Source organism: Tardiphaga robiniae (assembly GCF_013359755.1).
Taxonomy (GTDB): Bacteria; Pseudomonadota; Alphaproteobacteria; order Rhizobiales; family Xanthobacteraceae; genus Tardiphaga; species Tardiphaga robiniae.
This window is the reverse complement of record NZ_JABMCJ010000086.1, coordinates 26,016-41,251: the sequence shown is the minus strand read 5'-3', so window position 1 is coordinate 41,251 and position 15,236 is coordinate 26,016. Positions and strand designations below refer to the sequence as shown.

Here is a 15,236-nt window from a genome sequence, read left to right as displayed (position 1 = left end):
ACGCGTGGGCGGAGGTGGCGCATCATGCACGCCTATTTCTCAAACCCAACTTTCCTGATCAGCGCAATCGCCGCCTTCTGGTTCGCAGCGATCGCATCGATATCAAGCGTATCGCTCGGAAACGCTCCTATCGCCGCCACCAGCGGCGCGCTCTCGGCATCTGATGTGACCGGATATTCCAGTTCGGCCGCGGCGTAGATTTTCTGCGCGGCCGGTGTCACCAGAAATTCCAGGAACTTCAGCGCGGCGGCGCGATGCGGCGCGTGTTTCGCCAGCGCCGCGCCGGTGAGGTTCACATGCGTGCCGCCGCCCGCGAATGTCGTCGGCACCGTCTTCACCTTGTTCGCCCAGGCCGTCCACTCCGCGCCTTCGCGGCCGTCGCGCAGCTGCGCCAATGCTACGGTATTGGCGATGCCGATGCTGCAGCGGCCTTCCGCAAGCTGGCGAATGACGTCGTTGTCCTTGCCTTCCGGCGCATGGGCCAGATTGGCCTTGATGCCGCGCAGCCAGGATTCGGTGGTGTCCGCACCATGATGCACGAGGTAGGCCGCAATCAGTGCGACATTGTTCTGATGCAAGGGCGAGCGGATGCAGAGCTGGCCGCGAAAGCGGGGATCGGCGAGATCCTCATAGCGGATCGCACCTTGTGTGGAATCATTGCGCATCACCACCACGCGCGGGCGCACCGACAAAGTGATCCACTCCTTGCCGCGCAGCTGCGGCGGGATTGTCCTGTCGAGCAGGGGAGACGTGGTCGGTTGCGACAGATCATTCGCGGCGAATTGCGATGTCTTGTCGAGACCGATGGTCATCAGCACGTCGGCGGGGGAGGCGTCGCCCTCGGCCTTCATGCGCGTGACGAGATTGTCCTCGATATAAGTGAGCCTGACCGTGATCCCGGTCGTCGCCGTGAAGGATGCGATCACCGGTTCGACGAGTTGCGGTTCGCGCGTCGAATAGAGATTGATCTCTTCGGCGTGGCTTGGGGCCGTGCCGAAGCTCAGCCACGTCGCTGCCAACGCAATCAGTCCTGCGGTGGCGTGACGTGATTTGGTCATCCTCAGAACTTCACCGTCGCTGCCAGCGAGAAGCGACGGGCGTCGCCGATCGCAACGTTCAGGTTATTGACCGCCGAGGGATAGTAGGTTTGGTCGAAGAGGTTCTTCACGTTGAACTGATAGATCACCGGGAATCCCATCTGCTTGACCTCATAACTCGCGAACGTATCGGCGACCACATAGGACGGCAGGTAGAAACTATTGTTGGCATCGCCAGGGCGGTCGCTGACATAGCGCGCACCGCCGCCGATGCGCAGGCGGCCGGGCAGCATGGTGCCGAAGTCATAGACCATGAACAGCGAGGCTGTATTGAGTGCGACGTTCTGCAGCGCCTTGCCGATCAACGTGGGGTCGTCGGTGACGCGGGCATCGGTATAGCCATAGCTGCCGATCATGCTGATATTGTCGGTCAGGCGCCCGGTGATATCGACCTCGAAGCCGCGTGAGCGCACCTTGCCGGCCGCGCGCACCTGACTCACGCCGCCGCTGATAGGAATCGACACGAGCACATTCTTCTTGTCGATGTCGTAGAATGCGACATTGCCCGACAGCCGCTTGTTGATGTCGAACTTGATGCCGGTTTCCCACTGCACGCCTTCCTCAGGCTGGATGTTGGAGTCGACTATGAAACCAACGGGAGCGCCGGTGAACAAGTTGATTGTTGCAGTCGGCTTCAGCGACTCCGTGTAGCTGAGATACCAGGAGACCTCGTCGGTGAACTTGTAGATCACACCGCCGATCGGCAGCACCTTGTCGCCGGCGAGATTGGTGTTGGTGATGAAAGGATTACGTCCGCGCCCGGCCAACTGCTCGAATTCCATCCAGCGCACGCCGCCGACCAGTAGAAGCTGGTTGGTCAGATAGAACGTATCCTGGAGGAAGAGTGCGCGCGTCGACAGCGCGTCGGTCTGGTCGCTGTCGGTCGCGAGCACCGTCGTGCCGGGCGACAGCAGGCCATAGACTGGATTGTACATGTTGAACACGTTCGGCGTGGCCTGCCGGATCAGGTCCTGTCGCCAGATGGTCCGATATTGGGCGTCGCCGCCGAACACCACATCGTTGCGGAAGCCGCCGGTCCAGACCGTGCCCTGCATGTAGGAGGTGCCGGCGCTTACATTGCTGAACGAATTGCGCGTGCCGTCATTGCTGCGGGTGATGAGGCCGGACACCGGATTAACGGTGACAATGCGGAGCTGGTTCGCGCTGAAGGTTTCGGTGTTGAAGCTGTAGGCGGCGTAGAGCTTCCAGTTCTCGTTGATGCGGTGATCCACCGAGGCCTGCATCAGATCCGTGGTGCCCCACATGTTGTTGTAGGGTTCGTCGAGACGGCGTTCGCGCGGAATAGCAAGTGGCGTATTGGTGCGGCTGTCGAGCGATGTGCCGCGATCGAACGGATAGGAGAAGTCGCGGTGCTCGTAGTTCAAATGCACCGTGGTATCGTCACCATACCAGGACAGCGATGGCGCAATCAGCGTGTCCTTGCGGGTGCCGAAATTGCGCCAGTAATCCTCGTTCGTGCCATAGGCGATGAAACGATAGGCGAGACCGTCATTGCCGATCGGACCGGTGATGTCGAAGGTACCGTCGATGCCGTTCTTCGAGTTGCCATAGGTCGAGCCGAGCAATGTGACCGAGCCGTGCTGATAGAGGTCGGGCCGCTTGCTGATCGTGTTGACGATGCCGCCGGGGTCCACAATGCCATAGAGCAGCGAGGCCGGTCCTTTCAGCACTTCGACGCTTTCGACAGCGGGATTGAAGCTGCGGCCCTGCACCAGCGGCAGGCCGTTGCGCATGATCGAGCCGTCACGGTTGTCGCCGAAGCCGCGGCGAATGACGGCGTCGAGCGTACCGGCCAGCGTATTGGTCTGGGTGACGCCGCTGATATTGGAGAGCGCGTCGTCGATGTTGCGCGGCAACTGATCCTTGATCACCTGCTCGGGAACGACATTGACGGTCTGAGCCGTGTTGAGCGGCGGCTGGCCTGACCGCAGCGTGGTCCCACTCGGCATAGCGCGATAGCCGAGGATCTGTTCATATTTGGCGGCAGCAGCGGCGATCGTGCGCTCGGTCGGTGTCGGCGGGGCGGGCGGCGGCGTGGCATTGCGGCGGGCGGCGGCAGTGCGCGCCCGGCTCGGCGTGGTGCTCGCAGCACGTGCGGGCCGGCGTGCTTCGGTGGGCGACTCGACGGTGACAGGCGGCAGTGCTGTGCTCGATTGTGCGTTGGCGACCGACATATCGGTGGAGAGATCGCCCAGCAGGAACGTCGCGCCGATCAACCAATACGCGCGGCGCACCCTGAAGATGCTGCGTGCGTTGCTGTCGAGATTGCAATGGTTGTCCGTCGTCACTTTGTGTCGCCTTCGCGTTTGAGAAACATGCGCAGGCGATCTAGCAGTAGCTTTGAATGAAAACTTCGAATGGGAGGTTGAATCGCTCTAAAGCGACGAGATTCGCGAGCCTGTGTGTCTTCGGTGATGCAGTCGCAAGGTGAGCCGCGACACGATTGAACAATCAACGTGCATTTTGAGCAATTTGTAGCACGCGCCTGCGAGCCGCCATCGGCACGCTGTGCGACTCCGTTTCAGAATTTGCAGATCGCAATTCGGAAGCTTCAGCGAGACCCTGCGAGTCTGGAACGTTTCAAAAGACAAGAGCCGCGCCATCATACGATGCGCGGCTCTCTATGGAAACGTTGTGAGTTGCAGCGAGATGTCTCGCTGCAACTCGAAGCTGTTGACCTCAGATACCCGCCTTCACCTGCGCGACGGCCTCAGCGGTCAGCTGATCCATCTTCACGCGCAGCTGCGGCTCGGTGATCGCGACGCCCTTGGCGGTGAGATCGGCGAGCACCTTGCGCACCACGTCGCCGTCGCCGGCTTCCTCGAAATCAGCTGCGACGACTTCCTTGGCATAGGCGGCGGCCTCGTCGCCGGACTTGCCGAGCTGCTCGGCGACCCACAGGCCCAGCAGCTTGTTGCGGCGGGCCTCGGCCTTGAACTTCTGGCTTTCATCGAGCGCATACTTGTTCTCGAAGGCTTCGCCGCGCTTGTCGAATGATGACATGGTTAAAGTTCCCGTCGGGGTTGTTGGGCGGTCAGGACGACGTTGTAAACGCCGGTTCGGAGCTTAAATAAGGTCGAGATACCGTTGGAACAATCGGCCGCAAGGTCGCAGGCAAGACGGTATCGGGCGAGGCTTATCGGACCAGGCTTGCGCGAGGTTGGGGTAAACCCCCACTGGGCGGGCCGGGTCGATTGTACTGGCAGGGCCGATCGGGTAGGTTGCCTGCAGGCCCGGTTCTCGTTCTGTTTCTTCCCGTTCCTGGCCTTCACGGCAGCTCCGTCGTGGGTCGATCCCGTTATTCGGAGCACACCACATCCATGGATTTCAACAACACCCGGTACATCCCCATGAGCCGTCGACGTCGCATTTATGAAGGCAAGGGCAAGGTCCTGTATGAAGGCCCGGAGCCCGGTACCCTGATTCAGCACTTCAAGGACGACGCGACCGCGTTCAATGCCAAGAAACACCAGGTGATCGAGGGCAAGGGCGTCCTCAATAACCGGATTTCGGAATACCTGTTCCAGCATCTGAACGACATCGGCGTGCCGACCCATTTCATCCGCCGACTCAACATGCGCGAGCAGCTGATTCGCGAAGTCGAGATCGTGCCGCTGGAAGTGGTGGTCCGTAACGTGGCGGCGGGCTCGCTGTCGCAGCGCCTCGGCATCGAGGAAGGCACCCAGCTGCCCCGCTCGATCATCGAGTTCTATTACAAGAACGACCAGCTCAACGACCCGATGGTCTCGGAAGAGCACATCACGGCGTTCGGCTGGGCCACCCCGCAGGAAATCGATGACATCATGGCGCTCGCCATCCGCGTCAACGACTTCCTCACCGGTCTTTTCCTCGGCATCGGCATCCGCCTCGTCGATTTCAAGATGGAATGCGGCCGCCTGTTCGAAAACGACATGATGCGCATCATCGTCGCCGACGAGATCTCGCCCGACTCATGCCGGCTGTGGGATATCAAGTCGAACGAGAAGCTGGACAAGGATCGTTTCCGCAGGGATCTCGGGGGCGTGCTGGAGGCCTATACCGAGGTCGCCAAGCGTCTCGGCATTCTCTCCGAAAACGAACGCCCGATGGGCACCGGCCCGGTACTGGTCAAGAGCTGAGGATCAAGACGTGAAAGCCCGCGTAACTGTTACCCTAAAAAACGGCATCCTTGACCCGCAGGGCAAGGCCATCGAAGGCGCGCTGAAGTCGCTCGGCGTCAATGGCATTGCCTCTGTGCGGCAGGGCAAGGTGTTCGACATCGAACTCGCCGGCGCCGACAAGGCGAAAGCCGAAGAGGCGCTGAAGGCGGCAGCGGACAAGCTGCTGGCGAATACGGTGATCGAAAACTATCGCGTCGAAGTGCTCTGAGCCAGGTTATCGCTATGAAATCCGCCGTTCTCGTCTTCCCCGGAATCAACCGCGAGCGCGACATGGCGCGGGCGCTCAAGCTGGCATCGGGGCAGGAGTCCACGATGGTCTGGCACGCCGAGACCGCGCTGCCCAAGGGCACCGATCTCGTCGTCGTCCCCGGCGGCTTCTCCTATGGTGACTACCTGCGCTGCGGCGCCATTGCAGCGCGCTCTCCGGTGATGGATGCGGTGCGGGCGTTCGCGGCTGACGGTGGCCTGGTGATGGGCGTCTGCAACGGCTTCCAGATCCTGTGCGAGTCTGGCCTGCTGCCGGGCATCCTGATGCGCAATGCCAAGCTGAAATTCCTCTGCCACGACGTGCATCTGCGCGTCGAGCGTTCCGACACGGCGTTTACCCGCGGCTACAATGCCCGTCAGGTGATCCGCGTGCCGATCGCACACGGCGAGGGTAACTACACCGCCGATGCCGAAACGCTGAAGCGCCTCGAAGGCGATGGCCGCGTGCTGTATCGCTATTGTTCGCCGACGGGCGAGGTTGGTGATCTGCACAACATCAACGGCGCTGCTGCGTCGATTGCCGGAATCGTCAGCGAGAAGGGCAACGTGCTCGGCATGATGCCGCATCCGGAAAATCACGTCGAAGACATCATGGGCTGCACCGACGGCCGCGGTCTGTTTGCTGGTCTTGTCGAGCATCTGGAGCGCGCTGCGTGATCGTCGCTGTGGCGCGGCTGTCGAAGCTCGCCGCAACGCTTGCGCTCGTGCTGGTGACGTGCGTCTCGGCATCCGCCGATGATTATCCCAAGCGCCCCATCACCATGATCGTGCCTTTCGCGGCCGGCGGTACGTCGGACGTCATCGCGCGTGCGGTGGCCGAGCAGATGGCGGCGACGCTGGGCCAGACCATCATCATCGAGAATGTCGTCGGCGCCGGTGGCTCCACGGCGCTGGCCCGGGCCGCGCGGTCTGCGCCCGATGGCTACACCATCGCCATCGGCAATGCCGGCACCAGTGCGGCGACCTACACGATCTATCCGAAACTGTCCTTCACGCCGGACTCCTTTGCCTCCATCGGCATGGTGGCCAAGACCTTCGGCGTCGTGGCGCTGCGCAAGGATTTCCCGGCCAGTGATCTCAAGGGCTTCATCGCCTATGCCAAAGCCAATCCCGGCAAGGTCAATCTCGGCCATGCCGGGATCGGCTCCTCGAATTACCTGATCTGCAAGAGCTTCGTGCAGGCCGCCGGCATCGACGTCACGCTGGTTGGCTATCGCGGCGCGGCGCCCGCGCTCACCGATGCCATCGGCGGGCAGATCGACGGCGTCTGCGATTCTGCAGCCTCCGTCTCGCAGGCCATCGACGACAAGCTGGTGAAGGGCATCGTAGTCGGCTCGACGGTACGGCTGGCGACGCTGCCTGATTTGCCGACCTCGGCAGAAGCAGGGCTGCCCGACTTCGAGGCGCAGGGCTGGAATGGCCTGTTCGCGCCGAAGGGCACGCCGCCTGAGATCATCGCCAAGCTGAACGCTGCTGCTCGCTCGTCGGTTGAAAGCGATCTGGTGAAAAAGCGTTTCCAGGATCTGTCGACCGTGGCGCCCGACGCCAACGAGCATGCACCGGAGGTGCTGCAGCAATTGGTGACGCGCGATGTGGCGAAATACAACAAGCTCCTGACGCCGTAATCATCCCTTGCTCGAAGCTGTGCCATCTCGGTACGGCTCAAATTTTCAGCGCCGCCCATTGCCTCATTCACGGAGCGTCGGCCTGGTATTTGTCCTTCTGCAGGTCGCCGCGTGCGATTGTCGGGTCCAGCACGATGTTTCTGGCCAGGCCCCGGCAGGTTGCTTTTGGCGCGAGGTGGGCATCAAATAGCACGCAGAGGTCGCAGGGCTCGGTCGAAAGCGACCTGAAGCAGACTTTCCAAGTCTATGATGGCCACGCCTATTCGGTGCGTGGTTTCTGAAGTGCTCGACGGTTGGCTACCAGCGTGTCTCTCGGCAGTTGGAGAAGCTGCATGATGAACCGAAGGCAGGTACTCGTGGATTTGGCGCTCCAGGGCGGAGGCTCCCATGGCGCATTCACGTGGGGTGTCCTCGATCGGCTGGTTGAGGAGCCGTGGCTACAAATTGCCGGCATATCCGGAACATCGGCAGGAGCGATGAATGCTGCCGTTCTGGCAGACGGTTGGACTGCCGGCGGTGCCGACGGAGCACGCGAGGCTCTGGACAAATACTGGCGGCGCGTCTCGCGTGCGGCGGCCTTCAGTCCGTTTCAACGCTCCCCCCTCGATCGCCTCATGGGACGCTGGTCGCTCGACACTTCTCCGGCCTATCTCTTCGCCGATCTGATGTCGCGCGTTCTGTCGCCTTATGATCTCAATCCGCTCGGTTACAATCCGCTGCGCGAAATACTGGCCGAGAGCATTGATTTCGAGCGTCTCGCCGGTGCACCGATCAAACTCTTCGTAACGGCCACGCGGGTACGGACAGGTCGCGGGCGAATTTTCCGTAACGCCGAGATCACCGCGGATGTGTTGCTTGCGTCGGCATGCCTGCCAACGATGTTCCGCGCGATCGAGATTGAAGGCGAAGCCTATTGGGATGGGGGCTACGCGGGCAACCCCACGATCACGCCGCTTGTTCGCGAGACAGATGCGCAGGACACTATCGTCGTGCAGATCAATCCGACCGAGCGACTGGAGGAGCCGCGCACGGCTGCGGACATTCTCAACCGTCTCAATGAAATTTCATTCAACTCGCCGCTGGCAAAGGAGCTGCGGATGATTGCGCTGCTTCGTCAGGTGGTGGATCCCGGCACCGGGGAAGGCGCCCGTTGGGCTCACATGAAGACGCACCGGATCAAGAGCGATCTGCTCGCGACTTTTGCCGCGTCATCCAAGCTCAACGCCGAATGGGCCTTCGTATCCAAGCTGCGCGACGAGGGGCGGCAAGCGGCCGGTGATTTTCTCGACGCGCATGGCACCGATCTTGGCGAGCGTTCGACGGCCGATCTCGACATCCTGTTGGCGGAGTGCTGACGTCATGGGGCTTCTCGGCATTCTCGTCGGGCTTGGTCTTCTCATCTGGCTGGCTTTCCGGGGCTGGAGTGTTCTGCTGCTTGCTCCGCTCTCCGCGCTGGTTGCGGCGGCTTTCGGCAGAGAGCCATTGCTTGCCAATTGGACGCAGACCTTCATGGGCAGCGCAGCCCAGTTTCTCGCTCAGTTCTTTCCCATCTTTCTGCTCGGCGCCGTATTCGGGAAGCTGATGGACGACAGCGGCGCGGTCACTGCGGTCGCGAACTTCATCACCCGCCGCCTTGGCGAGCGCCGGGTCATCCTCGCCGTGGTGCTCTCGGGGGCACTGGTCACCTATGGCGGCGTCAGCCTTTTCGTCGCATTTTTTGTGATCGTTCCGATGGCCCAGTCGCTGTTTCGCGCGGCGGGGATTCCGCGCCGCCTCGTGCCCGCGACGGTCATTCTTGGAACGTCCACTTTCACCATGTCAGCCTTGCCGGGCACACCATCGATTCAGAATGCGATACCCATGCCCTTCTTTGGCACCACGCCCTTCGCGGCGCCGGGCCTCGGCGTGATCGCGTCATTGATCATGCTGGGTATTGGACTGTGGTGGTTGCTCCGCGCCGAGAAGGCGGCACGACAAGCGAATGAAGGTTATGGCGAAGAGTTGTCGATCGCGACCAGCGCCGCTGCCGATGACGAGCGCTTGCGCGGGCGTGCTACGACGGCGCGCGAATTCGACCCGGCCGAAATATCCCATGGGCATCGCAGCGAAGCGGAGGTGCCTATCGTCAATGCCGTTCTTCCCCTGGTTGTCGTTGTCGTCGTCAATCTCGTGATGTCGCTCGTTGTTCTGCCCCGGCTTGATGTCTCCTTCCTGGCCGAGCAGCGCTGGGGCAGCACGTCTCTACCTGCCGTTGCCGGCGTGTGGTCCGTTGTCGTCGCGCTCGCAGGAGCGACCGCGACAGTCGTCATCTGCAACTGGAGGCGATTGCCTGCACTGCGGCAAACGATGGATGCCGGGGCCAATGCATCCGTGCTGCCAGCGCTGACTGTCGCGAGCCTCGTTGGCTTTGGCGCTGTCATCGCAGCGCTGCCTGCATTTGACATGGTGCGGGACTGGGCGCTGGGCATTAAAGGAGGCCCGCTGGTGTCGTTGGCCGTTTCCACAAATCTGCTCGCCGCGTTGACAGGTTCGGCATCCGGCGGACTGACAATCGCGCTGGATGCACTCGGTCAGACCTATATGGACGTTGCTACGCGGGAGGGGATCGATCCCGGGTTGCTACACCGGGTAGCTGTGATCGGCTCCGGCACCCTGGACATTCTCCCTCACAATGGTGCGGTCGTCAGCCTGCTCGCGATCTGCGGCCTGACGCATCGCCAAAGTTATCTCGACATTGTGATGGTCGGCATCGTGAGCTCGGTTGTCGCTCTTGCCGCCGTGATTGCCATGGGCTCCGCACTGGGCTCATTTTGAACTCCGGCCCCAACCGCCGTTTTGTCCAGATTTCGCAGTCGACCACGTGCCGGGTGTGGCAGTGAGCCACCTTTGTCCGGCGCCGTTTGTCGGCTACGAATGAACTTTCGCCGCGCTCGCCGCGTCAACGAGACATCGGGCAAGCGAAGCGGCGGCGAATTGATACAATCGCAATCAAACGCCTGTACGATTCGCGATCGGAAGGCATTTGACCGGGGCACTGAATGGCAAATCGATTGGCGACGGCGCAACCCAACGTCGGGATGCGGCACTGGATATCTCCCGTCGTGGTGTTGGCAGCAATGGTTGCGGTGGCCGCTCCGGCGGCCGGAGCCGCCGCAAAGCAGGCGCGTCCCGCCCGCGTCGTCGAGGCGACCGCCCCGCGCGAAGCAGGCGAGCCGATGATGGCGATCGTGTCGATCAAGAGCCAGCAGGTCACATTCTACGACGCCGATGGATGGATCACGCGCGCACCGGTCTCGACCGGGGTGTCCGGCCGCGAGACGCCGGCAGGCGTCTTTGCGGTTCTCGAGAAGAACAAGGACCATCGCTCCAACATGTATGACGATGCCGCGATGCCGAACATGCAGCGGATCACCTGGAACGGTGTCGCACTGCATGGCGGGCCGTTGCCCGGCTATGCCGCGTCGCATGGCTGTGTGCGGATGCCATACGGCTTCGCGGACAGGTTGTTCGACAAGACGCGGATCGGAATGCGGGTGATCATCTCGCCGAATGACGCGGCGCCCGTCGAGTTTTCCCATCCGGCGCTTCTGATGCCGAAAGCGGAAGCCATCGCCGCTGCTCCGGGCCGTGTCGAGGTGCTCGCCCGCGAGGCTGCGGAGGCCGCTGCTGCCGCGGACGCGACGAAGAAACTCGCAGCGACTTCTGCGCGCGAGGCGAAGCCGCTGCCGGGGGCCCTGCGCAAGCTGCAATCGCTGAAGGCGCGCGCCGATGTCGAGCTCGTATCTGCCGACAAGGCCGTCGTTGTGGCAAAGACCGATGAGGCCAAGGCGCGGGCTGAGGACGCAAAGCAGAAGGCTGCCGCCAGGGCCGCGGAGCTCGGGGCGCAATTCGAAACCGCAAAGGCCGATACGGCGTCGAAGATTGATGCCGCGGCCGCTGCGAAGGATGCCGCCAAGGCCGCGGAGACCAAAAAGGTCGCCACCGCCAAGGCAGCGAGCGATGCGAAACTCGCGCTTGAGCCGGTCTCGATCTATATCAGCCGCGAGACGCAGATGCTTTACGTTCGGCGCAATACGCACAAGCCGGCACCGGACGGCGGCGGCGAGGTGTTCGATTCAAGCATCGAAGTTCCCATCACCATCCGCGACCCCGGCAAGCCGATCGGCACGCATGTGTTTACGGCAATGGCGCGGAACGACGCAGGCCTGCGCTGGAGCGCCGTCACGATCGACGAAGGCGATAGCGCGAAGGCCGCCCTCGACCGCATCACCATTCCACAGGAAGTGCTCGACCGGATCGGAGCGACCGCATTGCCACGCTCGTCGATTGTGATCTCCGACGAGCCGCTCAGCACCGAGACCAACTATCGCACCGAATTCGTCGCAGTGCTGAGTAATCAGCCTCAGGGTGGTTTCATTACGCGCAAGCCGACGCCACCTGCCGATCTCATGGCGAGCAGCGACGATGCGGATGGCGATGGCTTTGGCTCGTTCTTCCAGCGCTGGAATGCGGACCCCGCGCCCGTGCAGGCTCGCCGCAGGGTCGCGCCGTATCAGCGCCAGCCGCAAACCGGCTGGTGGTAGGTCGCGCCTGGCCATTGCTCGCTTGGGAAGCTGAGCAGCCTGATCGCATCGACGCGCGCGTCGCTATCAACCAGCGCTCCTCGCGTAATGCCGACGTCCACGATTGTTCGCTATGACGCGCGAATGGTTTGTGCGCTTTTGGTCGTCTTGCGGGCGATCGCCATGAAAGCGCGCGCGGCCGCTGTCTGGTAGCGATGGGCATCCCACAGCAAGGCTCCGGAGCGGCGTATCCACGGAGGCCCGATCGGAATGATCGCGAGGTCCTTTCGGGCGTTCAGGCTTCGGTCAGCAAGAACCGTCGGCAGCCCTCCCGATTTCGCGAGTTCGATCAGGGCCTCGACCGAGTTCATCTCGACGCGCACATCGAGCTGTATATCGGGCGGTAGTGACTGGTCGAGAATGCGGCGGGTCGCAAAGGCGGGGGTCAAAAGTGCTAACGGACGTTGGGCGAGCGCCTGCAGCGTGATCGACTGTTGTCGTGATTGATTTTGCGACTTCGCAAGCACCAGGACGAGCCGCTCCTCGAACAACAGGTCGACGCCCAATTCCGCGTGCTGGGGCGGCGCGAAAGCAATCGCGAGATCGAGATCTCCGGACAGGATGTGTCGCTCGACATCGTTTGCGGAGCCGACCTCCACGCTGAGCCGAACCTCGGGATATTTCTCGCCGAAGCTGCCGATGATCTTCGGCAGGAATGTCGTGCTGTAGGTGTAGATGACGCCGACACGAAGCGTGCCGGCCATGCCGCCCTCCAGCTCGGCGATTGCCGTGCGCGCCGCTTCGGTCTGAACCATCAGACGTTGTGCGTGTTCGCGCAGTGCATGTCCTGTCTCGGTCAGTTGCATGCCTTGGGGCGTCCGGTTGAACAGAACGGTGCCGAGGTCCTGTTCGAGGGCGCGGATCTGCTGCGACAGCGTTGGCTGGGCGACGCCGAGGGCTTCCGCAGCCTTCGCCATGCGCTTGTGGGTCGCGATTGCCAGAAAATAGCCGAGACGTCTGGGATCCATAGCCGATTACAATCTTCTATCACATCTATAGTTTTGACTGTGTTGGCCTATCACGCGTCTCGTGCCAGTGTTTGTCAATATCGGACCTGGCCGGCACGCTTTTGTGCGGCCGTCGAAACATAAGAACCGACTGGGAGGCTCTTTTCATGCTGTCACGACGCACCTTATTTGCCCGGGCGACCCACGCCGCGGTGGCGGCTTGCTGTATCGCCCTGGGCGCAAACCGTGCGACGGCGCAGGAGTATCCGACCAAGCCAGTCCAGTTGATCGTTCCCTTCGCGGCCGGCGGTGCCGCCGACATCATCGGCCGCACGATCGCGGAAAAGCTGAGCCAGATCTGGGGCCAACAGGTCGTCGTCGAAAACAGGGGCGGGGCCGGATCGAATATCGGCATCAACGCTGCCGCCAAGAGCGCTCCCGATGGTTACACGCTGGTGCTCGCGTCGATCGCCGTGGCCGTCAATCCCTGGCTTTTCAAGTCGATGCCGTACGATCCTGTGAAGGATCTGACACCGCTGACGCTGGCGCTCGAGACGCCGAATGTGGTGCTTGTGCCGCCCTCATCGCCGATCAAGAACATCAAGGATCTGATCGCCTTTGCGAAAGAAAAGGCGGCATCGGGCGGCGCCACCTATGGCTCTGCCGGCGTCGGTTCCTCTCTGCATCTGGCGGCGGAAGTGTTCCGGCAGCAGGCCAAGGTCGAGATGACCCACGTTCCCTATCGTGGCTCGTCGCCGGCCCTGACAGATCTGATGGCCGGCCGGATCGACCTGATGTTCGACAACGCCTCGACGGCGCTTCCGCAGGTGCAGGGCGGCAGCCTCCGCGCCATTGCCGTCACCACGAGGGAGCGCATCGCCGCACTGCCTGACGTGCCGACGATCAGCGAATCCGGGCTGCCGGGCTTCGAGCTCGCCAACTGGTGGGCCATTTTTGGTCCGGGCCAGATGCCGCCGGCGCTGGCGGAGCGCATCAGCGGCGATATCCGCAAGGTTCTGGCGGATCCGGATGTGCAGAAGCGTTTCGCCGATGTCAGCGGGCGCGTCATCGCGTCGTCGCCCCAGGAACTTGCTGCGCATCTGGCGCAGGAAAGCGCCAAGTGGAAGCAGATCGTCGAGACGGCAGGCATTCGCGGCAGCCAGTGACGACAGACGCCTGACACATACGGCGATCAATCACTGACGAATATCAAGCAAGAGACGCGCGCTCAGGATGAGAGCGCTGATGGAGAATGATGTGAAGAAGCTACTTTCAGGCCTGACGGCATCCGTCATGCTCGTCGCCACCTCGGTTGCCATGGCGCAGAACACCGGGCCGCTGAAGCTGGGGGCCGTCCTCGATATGTCCGGCCTGTTTGCCGACATTACCGGGCCAGGCAGCGAGACTGCAGCCAAGATGGCCGTTGAGGATTTCGGCGGCGAGGTTCTCGGGCGCAAGGTCCAGATCGTGGTCGCCGACCATCTCAACAAGCCCGACCTGGCTGCGAACTTCACCCGTGAGATGTTCGACAACCAGGGTGTCGAGGCCATCGTCGATGTGGCTGGCTCCGCCACGGCGCTGGCTGCGGCGGAAATGGCCAGGACGCGCGGCAAGATCATCATGTTCAATGGTCCGGGCGCGGTCAGGCTGACCAACGAGGCGTGCGGTCCCTACATCGTCCACTACACCTATGACACCTACGCACTGGCCAGCGTCACCGGTCTCGCCACGGTGAAGCGCGGCCTCAATAGCTGGTTCTTCCTCACGGCCGACTACGCGTTCGGCCAGGAACTGGAGCGCGACACCTCGAACGTCGTCACCAAGGCAGGCGGCAAGGTTGTCGGCAATGTGAAGCACCCGATCAACACCTCGGATTTTTCGTCGTTCTTGCTCCAGGCGCAGAGCACCAAGGCCAGCGTGATCGGTCTCGCCAATGCGGGCGGCGATACCATCAATGCGATCAAACAGGCCGCCGAGTTCGGCCTGACCCAGTCCGGGCAGAAGCTGTCGCCCTTGCTGGCCTTCATTTCCGACATCGACAGCGTCGGGCTTGAGACCGCGCAGGGCCTGTTGCTGGCGGAGGCGTTCTATTGGGATCTCAACGATGAAACGCGCGCATTCGCGAAGCGTTTCATGGAGCGGACCAAGCGCGCGCCGACGTCGGCGCAGGCCGGCGTCTATTCCTCCGTCACGACCTACCTGAACGCGGTGAAGAAGGCAGGCACCACCGATTCAGCGGCCGTGATGAAGGTCATGAAGGACACGCCGATCAACGACATGTTCGCCAAGAACGGCCGGATTCGCGAGGACGGCCGCATGGTGCACGACATGTACCTGTTCGAAGTGAAAAAGCCGTCGGAATCGAAGGCGCGCTGGGATGACTACAAGCTGCTGGCGACCGTCTCCGGCGACGACGCGTTCCAGCCGCTATCGGCGTCACGCTGCCCGCTCATCAAGAAGTAGCGCAGCGGCAGATGGCAAAGCGACGGGTCGCCGG

At 62.3% G+C, this 15,236-nt stretch carries 13 protein-coding genes; 9 read left to right on the top strand and 4 right to left on the bottom strand.

Features of this window, described 5'->3' with window-relative positions; all coding sequences use genetic code 11:
• Window positions 1-32: 32 nt before the first annotated feature.
• The 3 genes from HP556_RS17545 to HP556_RS17535 all read right to left on the bottom strand — a co-directional run bounded on the left by HP556_RS17545 (window position 33) and on the right by HP556_RS17535 (window position 4,121).
• Complete coding sequence (locus HP556_RS17545) at window positions 33-1,058, bottom strand: extracellular solute-binding protein (protein ID WP_175367919.1); 1,026 nt, start codon at window positions 1,056-1,058, stop codon at window positions 33-35.
• A gap of 2 nt (window positions 1,059-1,060) precedes the next feature.
• Window positions 1,061-3,292 carry a TonB-dependent siderophore receptor gene (locus HP556_RS17540; RefSeq protein WP_175367967.1) on the bottom strand — a complete coding sequence of 744 codons (2,232 nt, stop codon included), beginning with the start codon at window positions 3,290-3,292 and terminating at the stop codon, window positions 1,061-1,063.
• A gap of 505 nt (window positions 3,293-3,797) precedes the next feature.
• Window positions 3,798-4,121: a DUF1476 domain-containing protein gene (locus HP556_RS17535; RefSeq protein WP_175367918.1), complete on the bottom strand. Its 324-nt coding sequence runs from the start codon at window positions 4,119-4,121 to the stop codon at window positions 3,798-3,800.
• A 347-nt stretch (window positions 4,122-4,468) separates the two neighbouring features.
• Here HP556_RS17535 and purC point away from each other — a divergent pair, with 347 nt between their 5' ends.
• The 7 genes from purC (at window position 4,469) to HP556_RS17500 (ending at window position 11,753) form a co-directional block, all read left to right on the top strand.
• A complete protein-coding gene (gene purC, locus HP556_RS17530) occupies window positions 4,469-5,236 on the top strand; it encodes a phosphoribosylaminoimidazolesuccinocarboxamide synthase (protein WP_170849540.1) in 768 nt (255 codons plus the stop codon).
• A 10-nt stretch (window positions 5,237-5,246) separates the two neighbouring features.
• Window positions 5,247-5,486 (top strand): phosphoribosylformylglycinamidine synthase subunit PurS, encoded by a 240-nt coding sequence (purS, locus tag HP556_RS17525; protein WP_116664401.1) that lies wholly within the window; start codon window positions 5,247-5,249, stop codon window positions 5,484-5,486.
• Window positions 5,487-5,500: 14 nt separating this feature from the next.
• Entirely contained in the window at window positions 5,501-6,202 is a 702-nt protein-coding gene (gene purQ, locus HP556_RS17520) for a phosphoribosylformylglycinamidine synthase subunit PurQ (RefSeq protein ID WP_175367917.1), read from the top strand.
• An 8-nt stretch (window positions 6,203-6,210) separates the two neighbouring features.
• Complete coding sequence (locus tag HP556_RS17515; protein WP_420878679.1) at window positions 6,211-7,170, top strand: tripartite tricarboxylate transporter substrate-binding protein; 960 nt, start codon at window positions 6,211-6,213, stop codon at window positions 7,168-7,170.
• Between the two features lie 335 nt (window positions 7,171-7,505).
• Complete coding sequence (locus HP556_RS17510; protein WP_175367965.1) at window positions 7,506-8,525, top strand: patatin-like phospholipase family protein; 1,020 nt, start codon at window positions 7,506-7,508, stop codon at window positions 8,523-8,525.
• Between the two features lie 4 nt (window positions 8,526-8,529).
• The gene (locus HP556_RS17505) at window positions 8,530-9,984 is read left to right on the top strand and encodes a GntP family permease (protein ID WP_175367916.1); all 1,455 of its coding nucleotides are present in this window, start codon (window positions 8,530-8,532) and stop codon (window positions 9,982-9,984) included.
• Between the two features lie 224 nt (window positions 9,985-10,208).
• The gene (locus HP556_RS17500; protein ID WP_175367915.1) at window positions 10,209-11,753 is read left to right on the top strand and encodes a L,D-transpeptidase; all 1,545 of its coding nucleotides are present in this window, start codon (window positions 10,209-10,211) and stop codon (window positions 11,751-11,753) included.
• Window positions 11,754-11,863: 110 nt separating this feature from the next.
• Here HP556_RS17500 and HP556_RS17495 read toward each other — a convergent pair whose 3' ends face one another.
• Window positions 11,864-12,760, bottom strand: a complete 897-nt coding sequence (locus tag HP556_RS17495) for a LysR substrate-binding domain-containing protein (RefSeq protein ID WP_175367914.1) — start codon at window positions 12,758-12,760, stop codon at window positions 11,864-11,866.
• Window positions 12,761-12,906: 146 nt separating this feature from the next.
• Between HP556_RS17495 and HP556_RS17490 the strand changes: the two genes are divergently transcribed.
• Both HP556_RS17490 and HP556_RS17485 read left to right on the top strand, forming a co-directional pair.
• Entirely contained in the window at window positions 12,907-13,905 is a 999-nt protein-coding gene (locus HP556_RS17490; RefSeq protein WP_175367913.1) for a Bug family tripartite tricarboxylate transporter substrate binding protein, read from the top strand.
• A gap of 91 nt (window positions 13,906-13,996) precedes the next feature.
• Window positions 13,997-15,202 carry an ABC transporter substrate-binding protein gene (locus HP556_RS17485; protein ID WP_175367912.1) on the top strand — a complete coding sequence of 402 codons (1,206 nt, stop codon included), beginning with the start codon at window positions 13,997-13,999 and terminating at the stop codon, window positions 15,200-15,202.
• Window positions 15,203-15,236 lie beyond the last annotated feature (34 nt).